This window comes from Zoogloea sp. GDB6 (genome assembly GCF_056724105.1).
Map to the genome: position 1 here is coordinate 1135727 of NZ_CM161497.1, position 15347 is coordinate 1151073.

At 61.2% G+C, this 15347-nt stretch carries 8 protein-coding genes and 1 pseudogene; 2 read left to right on the forward strand and 7 right to left on the reverse strand.

Translation table 11 applies throughout. The annotated features are described in order from the left end of the window. The first annotated feature begins 45 nt into the window (after positions 1 to 45). Both pgi and AC1PQG_RS05150 read left to right on the forward strand, forming a co-directional pair. Positions 46 to 1695, forward strand: coding sequence for a glucose-6-phosphate isomerase (gene pgi / locus AC1PQG_RS05145; RefSeq protein ID WP_481121560.1), 1650 nt, complete (start codon positions 46 to 48; stop codon positions 1693 to 1695). 106 nt (positions 1696 to 1801) lie between these two features. Then, positions 1802 to 2932 (forward strand): acyltransferase family protein, encoded by a 1131-nt coding sequence (locus AC1PQG_RS05150; RefSeq protein WP_481121561.1) that lies wholly within the window; start codon positions 1802 to 1804, stop codon positions 2930 to 2932. 74 nt (positions 2933 to 3006) lie between these two features. Here AC1PQG_RS05150 and AC1PQG_RS05155 read toward each other — a convergent pair. From AC1PQG_RS05155 to AC1PQG_RS05185, 7 genes and pseudogenes are all read right to left on the reverse strand, one after another. Next, positions 3007 to 3761: pseudogene (locus AC1PQG_RS05155) on the reverse strand (IS5 family transposase); the annotation flags it as partial. 173 nt (positions 3762 to 3934) lie between these two features. Further along, positions 3935 to 4966 carry an acyltransferase family protein gene (locus AC1PQG_RS05160; RefSeq protein WP_481121562.1) on the reverse strand — a complete coding sequence of 344 codons (1032 nt, stop codon included), beginning with the start codon at positions 4964 to 4966 and terminating at the stop codon, positions 3935 to 3937. Positions 4967 to 5234: 268 nt separating this feature from the next. After that, positions 5235 to 6710, reverse strand: a complete 1476-nt coding sequence (locus AC1PQG_RS05165; RefSeq protein WP_481121563.1) for a bacteriohemerythrin — start codon at positions 6708 to 6710, stop codon at positions 5235 to 5237. An 87-nt stretch (positions 6711 to 6797) separates the two neighbouring features. Then, entirely contained in the window at positions 6798 to 10130 is a 3333-nt protein-coding gene (locus tag AC1PQG_RS05170; RefSeq protein WP_481121564.1) for an EAL domain-containing protein, read from the reverse strand. Positions 10131 to 10146: 16 nt separating this feature from the next. Beyond that, positions 10147 to 11232 (reverse strand): chemotaxis-specific protein-glutamate methyltransferase CheB, encoded by a 1086-nt coding sequence (cheB, locus tag AC1PQG_RS05175; RefSeq protein WP_481121565.1) that lies wholly within the window; start codon positions 11230 to 11232, stop codon positions 10147 to 10149. Further along, positions 11232 to 13583, reverse strand: a complete 2352-nt coding sequence (locus AC1PQG_RS05180) for a hybrid sensor histidine kinase/response regulator (RefSeq protein WP_481121566.1) — start codon at positions 13581 to 13583, stop codon at positions 11232 to 11234. Before AC1PQG_RS05180 ends, cheB begins: the two co-directional genes overlap by 1 nt. Positions 13584 to 13604: 21 nt before the next feature. Continuing rightward, positions 13605 to 15332, reverse strand: coding sequence for a methyl-accepting chemotaxis protein (locus tag AC1PQG_RS05185; protein WP_481121567.1), 1728 nt, complete (start codon positions 15330 to 15332; stop codon positions 13605 to 13607). Positions 15333 to 15347 lie beyond the last annotated feature (15 nt).

Here is a 15347-nt window from a genome sequence, read left to right on the forward strand (position 1 = left end):
ATCGGATTGTCTTGGGTCCCTTGTATAACGTTGGAATTGATGGCGATGTCGAATACCAAAGCCACTGCGTGGCATGCGCTCGTAGCTCACCGCGAAGAATCCGCGAAATCTCATTTGCGAGATCTTTTCGCGTCAGATCCTGATCGTTTTGCTCATCTCTCCTTCGAACTCGAAGGTATGCTCGTCGACTTCTCCAAGCAGCGTGTCGACCAGCGCACCATCGAGATGCTTCTCGCACTGACCAAGACCGCCGATCTGGAAACCTGGCGTGCTCGCCTCTTTGCCGGCGACAAGATCAACGTCAGCGAAGACCGCGCTGTTCTCCACACCGCCCTCCGTTATATGAAGCCGGGCGTGTTCCCGTCCGGCACCTGCAACGTGATGCCCGAAGTCCGTGCTGTGCGGGCCCAGATGCGCGAGTTCTCTGAGAAAGTGCGTGGTGGGCTGTGGCGGGGCTTTTCCGGCGAGGCGATCCGCGATGTGGTGAACATCGGGATCGGTGGGTCGGATCTGGGGCCGAAGACGGTGGTGCGGGCGCTGTCTGCTTATCAGCGCCAGGGGCTGAAGATGCATTTCGTGTCCAACGTGGACAGTGCGCATCTGGCCAAGCTGCTGGATTCGCTGAATCCGCGTTCCACGCTGTTCATCGTGGCGAGCAAGACCTTCACGACGCAGGAGACCATGCTCAACGCGCACACGGCGCGGGAGTGGTTGTGTGCGGCGGCGGGGGATGATGCGGTGCGGGCTTTGCCGCTGCATTTCGTGGCGGTGACGTCGGCCATGGAGAAGGCCCAGACTTTCGGACTGCCGGCTGCTAACGTGTTCCGCATGTGGGACTGGGTGGGCGGGCGTTATTCCCTGTGGTCGGCGGTGGGCTTGCCGATTGCGCTGGCGATCGGCATGAACGGTTTTGAGCGTTTGCTGGCCGGTGCGCAGGCGATGGACAACCATTTCCGCGAGGCGCCGTTCGAGCGCAACCTGCCGGTGCTGATGGCGCTGATCGGGGTGTGGAACACCAATTTCCTCGGGGCGAGTACCAGTGCGGTGCTGCCCTATCATGAGTCGCTGCGCTTCCTGCCGTCCTTCCTGCAGCAGCTGGAGATGGAGTCCAACGGCAAGACGGTGGGGCGCGATGGACAGCCGCTGTCCTGTCAGGCCAACCCCATCGTGTGGGGCGAGATCGGCAGTAACGGGCAGCACGCGTTCTTCCAGTTGCTGCATCAGGGCGGCTGGCTGGTGCCCTGTGACTTTATCGCCAGTGCGCAGAGCGATTTCCCGCTGCCGGGGCACCAGGCGCCGCTGATGGCCAACTTCCTGGCCCAGAGTGCGGCCCTGGCCTTCGGCAAGACCGAGGCGGAAGCCCGGGCGGAACTGGAGGCCGCCCGCGTGCCGGCGGACCAGATGGCCTCGTTGCTGCCGCACAAGGTGTTTGCCGGCAACCAGCCGTCCACCACCATCATCCTGCCGCGCATCGTGCCTTACTACCTGGGCATGTTGCTGGCGTTGTACGAGCACAAGGTGTTCGTGCAGGGCGTGATCTGGGGCATCAACTCATTCGACCAGTGGGGGGTGGAACTGGGCAAGCAGCTCGCCGGCCGCCTGCTGCCGGCCTTGACTGGTGAGACGGATAGCGAGGGGCTGGATCAGTCCACGCGGGCGCTGATCGCGTGGATTCAGGAGTACGGGGACTGTTGATCTTTGATTCGTTTTTTCATTAGCTGACCGGCTGTTGGGCTGTTGGGCTGTTGGGCTGGTCGGCTTGTTGGTTCCTGTTTTCAAGGAGCTTTCATTGGATATGAAAATGAAAAATAGCATCGCTGGTTTAGATCTCTTGCGATTCTTGTCTGCGGTTTTTGTAAGTATTTTCCATCTATTTTATTGGGTTTCCCATGAAGGGAGTACTCCATATAAAATTACAAATGGGGCTTTTGATTTTCAGAAATACGCGGACTTCACTTGGTTTGGCTGGGTTGGGGTTCAGATATTTTTTGTACTATCCGGTTTTGTTATTGCTTTTAGCGCACACAATGCGTCTCCGTCTAGTTTTATTAAAAGTCGAGTCTTGCGTCTATTCCCGGCTGCCTTGGTGTGCGCCTCTATAACATTGTTTGTCGTGCTGCTGGCGGGGCATGTGGCGCCATTTGAATCTTTGCTTCAATGGTTTCGGAGTGTATTTTTTTCCCCTGTTGGGCCATGGATTGATGGTGTCTATTGGACGTTGGGAATTGAAATTTCTTTTTATAGCCTTGTTCTGGTTTTTTTGATATTCGACCGATTTGATTTGGTTAAATATGTAATTTCAATTGTTGGTTTGGTTAGTGTTGTTTATAACGTATATCACTATTGTATTTATATGTTTACTGGTGACTTGCGATTTATGGGAGGCAGGGCTGCCCAGCTCTTGTTAGTAAGGCATGGCTGTGAATTTGCTATTGGTGTTTTGTTGTGGCAAATTTCATTTGTTCGGCGTGATGCGAAGTGGATTGGTGTCTTGTTATTTATGTTGGTTGGTGGCGTCATGGATGTAGCTTGTGAGGCTGTTCTCAAGGCTCCGTTTGGCGGTGAGAAATGGCCAATTCCTGCTGCTGTATGGCTGGGTTCTTTGTTGTTTATTTATACCTCTGTTTCTACTCGCTTTAGCTCGAGTTCAGCGAGGTTCGTGTCTAAGGCGTTTCGACCATTTGGTCTTGCTACTTACCCATTTTATTTGATTCACCAACTTGTTGGCGCTGCTCTAGCCTTGGCTCTCCATAGTTTGGGGTTAGACCCTGTTGTGAGTGTTCTTGTTTCTATTGTTTCTCTTCTTTTGTTGAGCTTTGTGATTGCGCTATCAATTGAGCCGTTCTTAAGGCGAAAAATGATCCCGCTGTTGAACGGCGTAGCCCAAAGACTCCCGATGAGTTGGGTGTTGGTGTTGAAAAGAGGCTCCTGAGTGTGGGGGGTATTTTCTAATAGGGAGACGCTGAACAAATCCCCGCCCAGCCTCTCCCGAGCGAGTTCGGCGGGCAGGGCCTTGCGCACGCTGCGCTTCATCGCCACCAGCCATTCAACGGTCTTGCCCTGGTTCTCGGGGCGTTTCTCGACGCCTTGATAACCCGCATCGCCGAACACGGTGTGCTCTTTGCCGTGCAGCAGGGCATGGGCCTGCCTGGCTGATGTCGCTGGTGTTGGCGGCTGTCGTGACCAGCGTATGCACCAGCCCCGACTGTGCATCGACGCCGATGTGAGCCTTCATGCCGAAGTGCCAGTTGTTGCCCTTCTTTGTCTGGTGCATCTCCGGGTCGCGCGCCTTCGCCCCGTTCTTCGTCGATGGCGGGGCCGCGATCAGCGTGGCATCGACAATCGTTCCTTCACGCAGGATCAGGCCTTGTTCGGCCAGATGGGCGTTGATGGCCTCGAAGATCTTGCGCGTGAGCCCGTAGGTTTCGAGCAGCCGTCTGAACTTCAGCAGCGTCGTTGCGTCCGGCGCCGACTCCCGCGACAGATCAATCCCCACAGCCCCGGATCGCCTGGCTGTCGTAGAGCGCATCCTCCATCCCCTCGTCGGAGAGCCCGAAGCACTGCTGGGCCACATACATGCGCAGCATCCGCGCCAGGCCAATCGGAGGGCGCCCACGGCCTTCACCCTTCGGATAGAACGGCTCGATCTCGGCCTCCAGCGCCGCCCAAGGAGTCACCGTGTTGATCCCGGTAGGAAAGCGATCGCGCCGCGTCAGCTTCTTCTTCGCGGCGTACTCCAGGTCAGAAAAGCTTGATTGCATCGATCAAGGTCTCGTAAGGGAAGGCACTGCGGGATTATCTCGCGTGTGCTCGTGTGTCGGGGATGGGGAATAAATCAGTGGCTCCTTAATAAGTATTCAGCCGCCTGTATTTTAAAGGCGCAGATACAGTGGATAGAGGGCCCGCCGATAGGGGGCCTCTATCCACTTTTTTCTTAGCCGTTACTTGAGTGAGATTTTGCAGCTCTCATGAAGAGCTTTTCTACGGATAGCCACTTGGGAGGGATGGTTATCCAGTTGCTTCCCATTCTTGCAAAAAAGGCTTGTGCAACAAGAGGGATGCCTATTCCGAACATGACACCTGCGAGTGTGTGTACTTCTGTTGAGGTTACGCCCAATACCTTTTTCAGAACTATACGAATTCCGCTGCCAGCTAAAATGTGCATTAAATAGATCGGCATTGTCTGTGTGCCGATGTATTTTAAAAAGCCAACGTCTATTTTTTCAAGGCACATGGCTAGGCTTGAAATAAAAAGTATTGAGGTAAAGGCGAGGGCGAGTGAGAGTAGGCCGACATCCTGATAGTTCAAGTTTAAGATGCTATGAAATGCAAATTGCCCAAAAACAAATAAGAAAAAGGTTGTTGTGGCGATAATTTCTCTTCTTTCAAAGATCTTGTGTTTGATTTCGTTGAACCAAATGCCAAGCGCAAAGAAGACGAAGTTTGACATTGCTTGTTTTACGATGGCAATTTCAAACTTGAATAGGTATAGGGCCGCAAAAATAGGGATTAAATAAAATAGTCGATTTGGGTTGATTGATCGATACAGAAATGAGCTTGTTGTGAAGACAATAAATAGGGCGTAAAGAAACCAGAACTGGGCTCTTGGTTGCCATAGAGAAAAAACGTCGGCTAGTGACGTCTGTGAGTTTGTGTACTTCGCAAGGCTTGCTTCTGTTATGCCTTGAATCAAGGACCAGAGGATGTAGGGGTATAGAATTGTGTCTATTTTTTTTGCAACAAAAGTGGCTTGTTTTGTTTTTTGCAGGGAGTTGTAAAAAAACAGCCCCGAGATGAAGAAAAAGAGAGGCATGTGAAACGTGTATATGATGCTGTCTATGAGTTTGTACTGATGTTCGTTCATTTCGAACCCAGCGTTGAATAGCCCACGCTGTACGTGTCCATAGACAACCAGAATGATTCCGATGCCCTTGCAGATATCAGCCCACGAATTGCGCTGTGACATTTAGATGTCCAATAAATGATGATGGTTTATCGTAACAGCGCTGAGCCGGGAAGGAAAGTTGACGGTTTAGGGTGAAAGGGGATGTACTGTTATCCAGAATTTTCAACATTTTATTGAACTGGATTTCTGGATTTTGTTGGTATTTCTAGGTGGGGTGATCTGCGTGAACGTGATTGCTCAGCGTCGGCATGCATGAGATGCGACTGTTTGCGGTTACTTGCCCGTTGAACTGGTGGGAGTTCAATAGCCGTATGGCAATCTGAATTCCCTATGTAGGCGTGTAGATCCGATAGCCGCCCTTGCCGGCCAGTTTGCCCTGGTACAGGGCCTGGTCGGCGTGGTGGAGCAGATCTTCGGCGTTGCGGCCGTCTCGGGGCGAGAAGCTGATGCCGATGCTGGCGGAGATGCGGGTGCTGGGGCCGGCACCGTCGTGGCCCAGGGGGATGGGCTGGCCGATGGCTTCGATGATGCGGTCGAGGCAGGCCAGGCGGTCGCTGCCTTCCTGGAGGCCGTTGAGCAGGATCACGAACTCGTCGCCGCCGATGCGGGCGACGGTGTCGGTGCCGCGCAGTTCCTTGCGGATGCGCTCGGCGGTGACTTGCAGCACGTGGTCGCCGGCGGCGTGGCCGAAGGTGTCGTTGACCGGTTTGAAGTCGTCCAGGTCCACGTAGCACACGCCCAGCAGGCCGCCGCCGCCGCGGCGGGCCTGGGCGAGGGCTTGTTCGAGGCGGTCCTTGAGGAGCAGGCGGTTGGGCAGGCCGGTGAGGGCGTCGTGGTGGGCCCAGTGTTCCATGGCCTGCTGGCGCTGGATCAGGCCGCCGACGCTGGAGAAGACGGCCACGTAATGGCCGATGCCGAAATCATCGCCATTGCGGACGGAGGAAAGGGTCAGCCACTCGGCAGAGAGTTCGCCGCTGGGTGCCCGGCACTGGATGGCGCCACTCCAGTGGCCGCTGCTGTTTACCGCGCTCCATATGGCAGGGGCGTTGTTGTCATCGTTGCCGAGGCCGGACTTGAAGGTGGCGAGCGGGGCTCCCAGCAATTCGTCGCGACTCGTTCCGCAGCTTTGGGCAAAGGCCGGGTTAGCGTCGATGATGTTGCCGGCGTCGTCGATGATGCAGATCGATTCGAGGGTGTTGTCGAATACGCTGCCGGCCAGTCGCAGCTTGGCTTCAAGCTTCTGTCGGGCGCTGAGTTCCTTCACGAGTTGCAGGGTGCGGTTGGACAGGCTGTCGTACATCGTCAGCACGGTCTCGATCAGGGCCCGCACGGTGCTGTTCATGGCGCCGTTGCTGTGCCGCTTGGCGTCTTCCGGGGCCTGGCCGGCGCGGATGGCGATGACGGCCTGGGCCATGCGCCGGTCGTTGTAGAGGATGTGGAAGGCCAGCCATTGGCACAGGAAACTCAGGATCTCTTCGACGGTCATGTCGATGGATTTGCCGCCCTGGGTATTGCGCAGACGCATCACGTCGTCGATGAAGGTCTGGTGCGTCTTGTGGTGTTCGATTTCCCATGGGTCGTCTGGCAAGGCCGCGTGCCAGATCGCCTCTTCGGTTGCAAAGTGGTACTGGGCGTAGGCGGCAAGTTCGCCGAAGATCTCATCGAGCCCCGGTAGATCTGACGAATAAGCCAGATGGCTGGCCAGTCGATTCACCAGCCGGACCAGTTGCTGGTGTTGTTCGTCGATCTCGGCGATCCCCGTCTCGAAATGTGCGCTCCACGGGAAAATCTCTACCGCATTCATGGGAGTGTTTGCTCTTGTTGGTTTTTACAAGAGTATCAAATTTGCCGAGTTCGCCGTTGGGGATGTTTGCCGTTTATCGGCGTGGCGTCACTGCCCGCCATGAAGGCCCTGGATGCCACCCGCCGAGTACCAGTCGGTGGCGATTCCCTTGGAGAGTTCGTAGCGCCAGAAGGCTTCACGCAGGACTTCGCGGAGGGCGTCGTTGTCCCAGGGTTTGACCAGGAACTTGTACACCGAGCCTTGGTTGATCGAGGCAGTGATGGTGTCGAGATCGGTGTAGCCGGACAGGACGATGCGGATCGCATCGGGGTAGATGTCCTTCACGCGGCGCAGAAACTCGGTGCCGCTCATGTCGGGCATGCGTTGATCGGCGAGGATCACTCCCACCCGGTTGGTGGCCAGCAGTTCGAACGCTTCAGTGGGGCATGACGCGACCAGTATCTGGTAGCCGTCGCTACGCAACAGGCGGCGCAGGGCGTTGCGGATGTTCTCTTCGTCGTCCACCAGCAGCAGGGTGCGTCGGGCATTCAGCTCGGGGGCCAGCTTGATCAGGGGTTCGCGCCTGCGCAGCAAGGCCGTGATCTCGGCCGCCGGTACGGGCTTGCTGAAGTAATAGCCTTGCAGGCTTTCGCAATAGTGGCGGGCCAGGTAGTTGGCCTGGCCCTCGGTTTCGACCCCTTCGGCCACCACTCCCAGGCGCAGGTTGTGGGCGATGGCGATGACGGCGCGGCAGATCGAGGCACTGGCCGGATCGCGGGTGATATCGCGGACGAAACTGTAGTCCACCTTGAGCCGGTCGAGGGGCAGGCGCTTCAGGTAGTTGAGGCTGGAGTAGCCCGTGCCGAAATCGTCGATGGAGATCTGGACCCCCATCTCCCGCGCGCGTTGCAGGAAGGCGATCAGCATCTCGGGGTTCTCCATCATGATGCTCTCGGTCAGCTCCAGCTCCAGGTAGTGGGGGTCGAGGCCGGTCTCGTCGAGCACGCGGCGCACACTGGCGAGCAGGCGGCTGTCGCGCAGCTGGGCGATGGAAAGATTGACCGAGACGGGGAAATCCGACAGACCTTCGTCGCGCCATGCCTGGTTCTGCCGGCAGGCTTCCTGAAGCACCCACTCTCCGATGGGAATGATCAGTCCGCTCTCCTCGGCCACGGGGATGAACTGCCCGGGGGGAACCAGGCCGAATTGCGGGTGCTGCCAGCGGATCAGCGCCTCCATGCCGCACACCACGCCATTCATCGCGCTGACCTGGGGCTGGTAATACACCACCAGTTCCCCGGCCTCCAGCGCAGCGCCGAGCCGGTTTTGCAGCTTCACCCGCTCGGAGACCCGCGTATCCAGTTCGGTGGTGAACAGGCGGTGCTGGTTGCCGCCTCGCTCCTTGGCCTGGTACATGGCCAGTTCGGCGTATTTGACCAGGGTGATCGGGTCGTCGCTGTCCTTGGGATAAAGACTGACGCCGATACTGGCGGTGAGATTGGTGTTTTCCTCGCCGACGGGGATGGGGGCGCGCAGCACCTCTTGCAGCCGCTCGATGATGGGGGGGAGATCGTCGCCATCGCGCAGGTCTGCGCCGATCATGACGAACTTGTCGGCGGCCAGCCGGCCGACCGTATCGCCGTCGCGCAAGATGCCCGACAGCAGGCCCGCCACCGTTTGCAGCAGCTTGTCGCCGACGTAGTGGCCGAGGCCGTCGTTGATGATCTTGAAACGATCCAGGTCGAGGCAGATCACCGCCACCGTGTTGCTGTGGCGCTGGGCAAAACCAATGCTCTGGCGCAGGCGTTCCAGCAGCAGGTCGCGGTTGGGCAGGCTGGTCAGCGCATCGTAATAGGCCAGGTAGTTGATGCGTTCTTCCTTGGCGATATGGTCGAGGGCAAAGGAGATGTTCCCGGCCAGCTCCTCCAGCAGATGCATCTCGTCGGCATTGAAGACTTCGGGGGTATGCGCATAGAGGAACATCAGGGCCACCGTCTGTTTGTCGACCTGCAGGGGCAGGGCGCAGAGGGCGCGGTAGCTGTGCGACACGGCAAGCGCCGCCAGGGGCATGCCGTCGGCCTGTGCCAGGTCGCGGCAGACGATGGTTTGTCGCTGTCCTATGGCCTCGTTGACCAGGGCCTCGTCCAGGTGGCCGACCTCGGCCGCAGCGAAGCCGATGCTCTCGGCCCACAGGTCCACGCCATGCCAGGCGGTGGGTTTGATCTGCGCGTTGTCTGCATCCGCCATCCCCACCCAGGCCAGGCCGAAGTGGCCAAACTCCACGGCGACGCGGCAGGCCTCGCGGAACAGCTCCTCCCGTTCATGGACCCGCACGATCAGCGTATTGATGTTGGAGAGCATGGCGTAGATGCGGTTGAGGCTGACCACCCGCTCTTCGGCCCGGCGCCGCTCGACCACCTCGGCCTGCAGGGCCGCGGTGCGCTGCTCCACCAGGTTTTCGAGGTGCTGGTGCAGGTGCGCCCGTTCCAGGGCTACCGCCACCTGGTTGCCGATCGTGTCGAGGACGTTCAGATCCTCGTCGTTGAAGCTCTCTCCGTCCACTGCCAGCAACTGGATGACCCCCAGGTGGCGCCGCTCCAGGGCGAGCGGAACGCGGGCGTTGCGCCCGGTGGCGGTGGCGGATGAGATGTCCCCGATCCAGTCCGGGGTGTCGGCGCGCTGCGGCAAAGCGGCCGTGCTGGCCGCGACGAGGCGGTAGCTCTGCTTGCCGTCCGCGTCGGAGAGGTAGATCCAGCCGGCTTCGAACTTGGGGAGGTCCATGGTGGCCTGCAAGGCCAGTTCGCAGACCTGGGCCGGCGTGCTGACACGGTTCAGTTCGTCCGCGATACGGTAGAGCCCGGCCAGGGTCTGGCTGGAGCGGGCAATCTCGATCTGCTGCTGTTGCATCTCCTCGTTCATGCGCACCGCTTCTTCGTAGGTGGAGATCAGCAGGTCGATGATCTGCTCCCGTTCCGAAGTGATGTAGTGCTTCTTGCCGCCCAGGTAGACCTCGAGGCCGATATTGATCCGCTTGCCCTTGCGCAGTTCCAGGTTGAGCAGGATGTACTCGACCCGTGCCAGCAGCGCGTGAGGCTCGTAGGGCTTGCGGATGAAGTTGTCGGCGCCGCATTCCAGGCTGCGGGCAATGTCCTGGATGCCGGACAGGGAGGTGACGATCACCACCGGGATGTCCTTGAGCTCGGCGTCGGCCTTGACGGCCCGGCACAGGGCGTAGCCGTCCATTTCGGGCATGACGATGTCGCTGATGACCAGCGTCGGTTTGCTGCGCCGGATTTCTTCGAGGCCGAGGCGGCCATTGGCCGCCGTGCGGGTCCGGTAGCCATGCTGTTGCAGCAGGTAGCACAGTTGCTCGGCCTGGGTGGGGCTGTCCTCGACGACCAGGATATCCACGGCGCTCGGTTCATTGTGGGGGGGCGGCATGATGTACCTCGATTTCTCAACGCTTTGACGGTTCGTGAATGCTGTTGCCGTTGCGATGTTTCACCAGGATCGCCAGCAGGCCACCAATCTCGGCCGGCGCCAGGATGTGGGCGGCTGCATCGAGCCGGATGGCTTCTCCGGGCATTCCGGCCACGACTGAACTTTCGCGGCTCTGGGCGATGGTGATGGCCCCCTTCTGGCGAAGGAGGCCCAGTTCGGCCGCGCCGTCCTTGCCCATGCCGGTCAGGAGTACGCCCACCGCCTTGTCGCCCACGGCCCTCGCGACGGAGTTGAAAAGGCGGGAGACGGAAGGCCGGTGTCCGTTCTCCGGCTCGTCGCCGGTCAATACGATCCTGTGGCCGCCACGGCCGTCGTCCTTGACCATCATGTGCAGGCCGTCGGGGGCCACGTAGGCCCGGCCGGGTTCCAGTCGGCAGTCCTGGGTGGCCATCTGCACGGGAAAGCCGCTGGCTGCGGCCAGCCATTCGGTGAATCCTTCTGTGAAGCCGGGGCTGATGTGCTGGACGATGAGCACGGGCACGGGGAAGTCCCGCGGCAGGTTGGCCAGTATGGTCTGCAGGACCAGCGGGCCACCCGTGGATGCGCCGATGGCCACCAGGCTCACCGGCGCCGTCGGGTCCGGCTCGGTCCGCGCCGGCGCGGTTTTTCCCGTCTGGGCGGCGGGCCAGCGCCGTACTACCTTGACCTCGGCCATCAGCTTGACGGTTTCGACCATCTTGCGAGCGGCTTCGCTATCCGGCAGGTAGGGCTTTTCGATGACAACCAGCGCGCCGGCGTCCAGCGCCCGGAAGGTTTCGGCCACTTCATGCTGGGCAGAGCTGCCGGAGATCACCACGATGGGCACCGGCTGGCTTTCCATGATGATGCGGGTGGCCGCCGCGCCGTCCAGGTGGGGCATGTGGAAATCCATGGTCACCACGTCGGGCAGGCAGCGCCGTACCTGTTCTATCGCTTCGCGCCCGTCCCTGGCGGTACCCACCACCTCCAGTTGCGGATCGCTGTTGAGCAGGTGCACCTGCAGCTCGCGCTGCACGGCGGAGTCCTCCACGACCAGGACACGGATACGCTTGGCGCCGGTCATCACAGGAGCCTTCTGATGGCTGTCAGCAGGTTGCTCTGGTCGAAGCTGCCCTTGACGATGTAGGCATTGGCGCCTGCTTCGGCGCCCCTCTCCAGGTCTGCGCGGGAGCTCAGGGCCGTGACCAGCACGACCGGCAGGTCAGCCAGGGCTTTGTCGGTGCGTACCTTGGCGGTGAGATCGAAGCCGTTCATGCGCGGCATGTCCACGTCGGACACCAGCAGATCGAAGGGCTCGGTGCGCAGCTGGGTGTAGGCGTCAAGGCCGTCCACCGCGGTCTTCACGTCGTAGCCGGCCGCTTCGAGGATGCCCTTGAGCAACATCCGCGAGGTGATCGAGTCCTCCGCCACCAGCAGAGACTTGCGCGCCGCGTCGGCCTCGGTGGCGGGCTCCGGGGAAAGTGCAGCATGCCGCGCCGATTTGAGTAGATCGGGAACGTGGAGGATGGGCACCACCCGGCCAGTGCCCAGCACGGTGGCGCCGGCGATGTTGCGCACGCGCCGCAATTGCCGGCCCAGGCCCTTGAGCAGCACCTCCTGCTCGCCCAGGACCTCGTCCACCAGAAAGGCGATGCGGTTCTCTCCCGTCCCCGCGACCACCAGTTGCACGCTCTCCGTTCGCACTTGCACCTTGTCGGCGGGGATGCCGAGCACCTGGGCGAGGCGTGCCAGGGACACGGTCTGGCCGTTCAGCGGAACGGTCTCCCGGTTCTCCACCGTGGCGATGGCCTGTCTGGCGACCCGCGCCACCTGGGCCAGATGTGTGGTCGGGAAGATGAACTCCTGCTCGCCGCAGCGCACATGTACGCCGCGGAAGGTGGCCAGCGTCAGGGGCAGCACGAGCCGGAAACGGGTTCCTCCGGCGGGGGGCGCGCTGACCGAGACCGAGCCGCCCAGGCGCTCCACCTTCTCCCGCACGATGGTCAGCCCCAGGCCGCGGCCGGACAGATCGGTGACGATCGGGCTGGTGGACACGCCGGACTGGAAGATCAGCTCCAGGCAGGCTGAGTCGTCGAGTACCGTGCTGCCCGCGTCGCCGTTGCCGGGGGGGCGGGCCAGCCCCAGCCGATGGGCTGCATCGCGGACCTTTTCGAGGGGAATGCCGGCGCCATCGTCCGCGATGACGATCTCGATGCGGCTGCCTTCGACCTGGCTGGCGCTCAGCTCGATCAGGCCTCGTCGCGGCTTGCCCGCCGCCAGCCGCGTTTCCGGCTTCTCGATGCCGTGGTCGAGGCTGTTGCGGACCAGATGGATCAAGGGGTCGCGCAGGTCTTCCAGGATGCGCCGGTCGATCTCCGTCTCGGCGCCGCGAATCCTGAAATCCACGTCCTTGCCCTGGCTGCGGGCGCCGTCCCGGACGAATTTGGGCAGCACCTCCGCGACCGAGGAGACGGGCAGCATCAGCGCCATTTTCACGTCGTCGAGCAGGCCGTCGGCCATGCTTCCCAGGCTGCGCCAGTCGTGTTCGGCCGCCTTGGCCAGGGCTTCCAGGCGCATCGCGTGGGTCTTGATGAAGTCATCCTCCTGCAGCAGGTATTCCAGCAACCGGCGCAAGCGCGTGTCGCCCTTGCGCCGGTTGCCCGCGTCCCCGCGCTGTTCGCTGCGTTCCAGGCGCCGCTGCAAGGCCCTGGCCTCCGGTGCGATCCGGGCTCGCTGCCGGGCCAGCGCAATGAAGCCGGCCTGGGCCGCGCGAATGTCCACGACCCGCTGGTGGGCCGTGAGCTTGGCGGCGAGCAGGGATTCCGACTGGAACAGGATGGCGTCCAGCCGTGCCACGGGTACCCGCACCGTATCTCCACTGCGGAGCGGGGGCGGATCGGGGGGGGCTTTGCCCGCCGCGGGGCCGGCGTCGCCGGCCCTGTCTTCGGGCGGTGAGGCGCTCGGCGGAGCCTGGGGATTCGGGGGCATCTCATTCCGAACAACGGGGGCGGGCGTCTCCGTATTGCGGGGGCCGTTGGCACCCAGGCGTTGGCGCAGCTCCCGGACTGCCGCCAACTGGGCCTTGGTGGGCGCCTCTTCGACGCTGCCCAGCAGGGCGCTCAGTACATCCACGGCTTCGTTGAGCAGATCGAACTGCCCTGCGGAGAGGTCGGCCTTGCCCTGCTTGAGCAGGGAAAAGAAACTCTCCATGGACTGGCAGAGCGTCTCGATCTCGCTCTTGCCCACCGCCCGGGCGGCACCCTTCAGGCTGTGGGTCTCGCGGAACACGGTTTCGATGATGCTCTGCCGCTGGTCGGGCTCCGCTGTCTTTTCAAGGGCGATCAAGCCCGAGGAAAGCGCCTGGACATGCTCCGCCGCCTCGTTCCGGAACGTGGCGAGGAGACGTTTGCGGAAGGCCTCGTCGTTCTTGTCCATGGCTTTCTTGGGGCTGCGCCGTCAAGTCTGGTAGCGGGCGATCAATTGTTTGAGCCGCATGCCCAGTTCATGGAGGTTCTGCGCGGTGCTTTCGGTCTGCTTGGTGCCCGCCACGTTCTGGATGCTGGCTTCGCGGATGTTTTGAATGGCCAGCACAGCCTGGTCCATGCCCACCAGCTGCTGCTGCGACGAGACGGCGATCTGCGTGGCGGCCCGTGCCGCCTCGGCGATGCTCTCGGCCAGTATGCGGATCGATTCGCCCACCTCGGCCGATAGCCTGACGCCGGCTTCCACCGCCTTGTTGCCCTGTTCGGTCGCCATGACCGCGCCGCCCGTGGCTTTCTGGATGTCGCCGAGGATTGCCCGGACTTGTGCCGTGGCCTGTTTCGACTGGGCGGCCAGGCTCTTCACTTCCTGCGCGACCACCGAGAAGCCCTTGCCCTGGTCACCGGCCTTGGCGGCCTCGATCGCCGCATTGACCGCGAGCAGGTTCGACTGCTCCGCCAGATCGTTGACGGTGGCGATGATCTCGCCGATGGCCTGGCCTTGTTCGGAAAGCCGCACGATGCTCTCGGCGATGGACTCCATCTGCTCCTGGATCCGGTGCATGGACTCCAGCGAGTCCTCCACCGACTTGCGTCCGCTCTTTGAGATTTCCATCGTGCGCATGGCGGTTTCCGAAACCTGCTTGGCCTTGTCCGCCGCCAGCAGGGAGGTCTGCTTCACTTCCTCGACGGTTGCCATGGTCTGGCTCACGGCGGTTGCCGTCTCTGCCGAGCTCGATGCCACCTGGGCTGTTGCCGCCACGATCTCGCTCGACGAGGCGGCCAGTACGTTGATGCTCTCCCCGACCTCCTGGGTCATCTTGCTCAGGTTCGTCACCATCGTCGACAGGGCGTTGCCCAGCACGTCCTGGCTCGATTGTGGGGCGATCCGGGCAGTCAGGTCGCCGGCGGCGATCCTGTCCGCCACCAGGGCGATGTCCTGCAGGGATCTGGCCATGAGGGCGAAGGTGCGCATCAGGACCCCGACTTCGTCGTCCCGCGCGCCTGGAGACAGATCGACGGCAAGATTGCCGGCGGCGATCTGCTCGGCCGCGTCGCTGACGGCCCTTAGCGGCTGGGCGATATGCCGGGTCAGGAAGAGTCCGGCGCAGAGCACCAGCCCCATCGCCGCAAGCAAGCCACCGACGATGGCCCGCGCCGTGTTGTCCGTTTGTACGCGGGCCTCCTCTTCACGCACTTTGAGGAGTGAGAGTTCCTGGTTTTCCATGTCGTTCAGCAAGCCGCGGATGTCGTCCATGGCTTTCTTTCCCCGGTCCGTCACGACGATTTGCCGTGCCGGCTCGAAGCCCTTGTCCTTCCTCAGGGAGATGGTCTCCTTGAGTTCGTCGAGCTTGCCCGACAGCAGCGTGCCCAGGGTGTCGAGCCGCCTCTGCTGGGCGGCGTTGTCTGCGGTCAGTTCCCGGAGCGACCGCAACGTGCTGTCGATGCCCTTCAGCGCCGAGCTGAAAGGGGACAGATAGCGGTCTTCGCCGGTGATGAGGTAGCCCCGCTGCCCGGTTTCGGCATCCTGCAGCAAGATCAGCAGATCCTTCAGCTTTCCTTGCACATCCCGGGTGTGGGTGACCCATCGCACGGTTTCCGCCTGTCTTATCGTGCTCGAGTAGGACAGCCCCGCTACCGCCACCAGGACCGCCAGGACCGCCAGCAAACTCAACCAGAGCTTCGTACCTATCGAGGCTTTCATCGTCGGCTCCTTCTT

Coding starts and splice junctions, on each gene's coding strand:
- AC1PQG_RS05185 (WP_481121567.1), bottom strand. CDS start 15,332: ATGAAAGCCTCGATAGGTACGAAGCTCTGGTTGAGTTTGCTGGCGGTC.
- AC1PQG_RS05180 (WP_481121566.1), bottom strand. CDS start 13,583: ATGGACAAGAACGACGAGGCCTTCCGCAAACGTCTCCTCGCCACGTTC.
- AC1PQG_RS05160 (WP_481121562.1), bottom strand. CDS start 4,966: ATGTCACAGCGCAATTCGTGGGCTGATATCTGCAAGGGCATCGGAATC.
- pgi (WP_481121560.1), top strand. CDS start 46: ATGTCGAATACCAAAGCCACTGCGTGGCATGCGCTCGTAGCTCACCGC.
- AC1PQG_RS05170 (WP_481121564.1), bottom strand. CDS start 10,130: ATGCCGCCCCCCCACAATGAACCGAGCGCCGTGGATATCCTGGTCGTC.
- AC1PQG_RS05165 (WP_481121563.1), bottom strand. CDS start 6,710: ATGAATGCGGTAGAGATTTTCCCGTGGAGCGCACATTTCGAGACGGGG.
- cheB (WP_481121565.1), bottom strand. CDS start 11,232: ATGACCGGCGCCAAGCGTATCCGTGTCCTGGTCGTGGAGGACTCCGCC.
- AC1PQG_RS05150 (WP_481121561.1), top strand. CDS start 1,802: ATGAAAAATAGCATCGCTGGTTTAGATCTCTTGCGATTCTTGTCTGCG.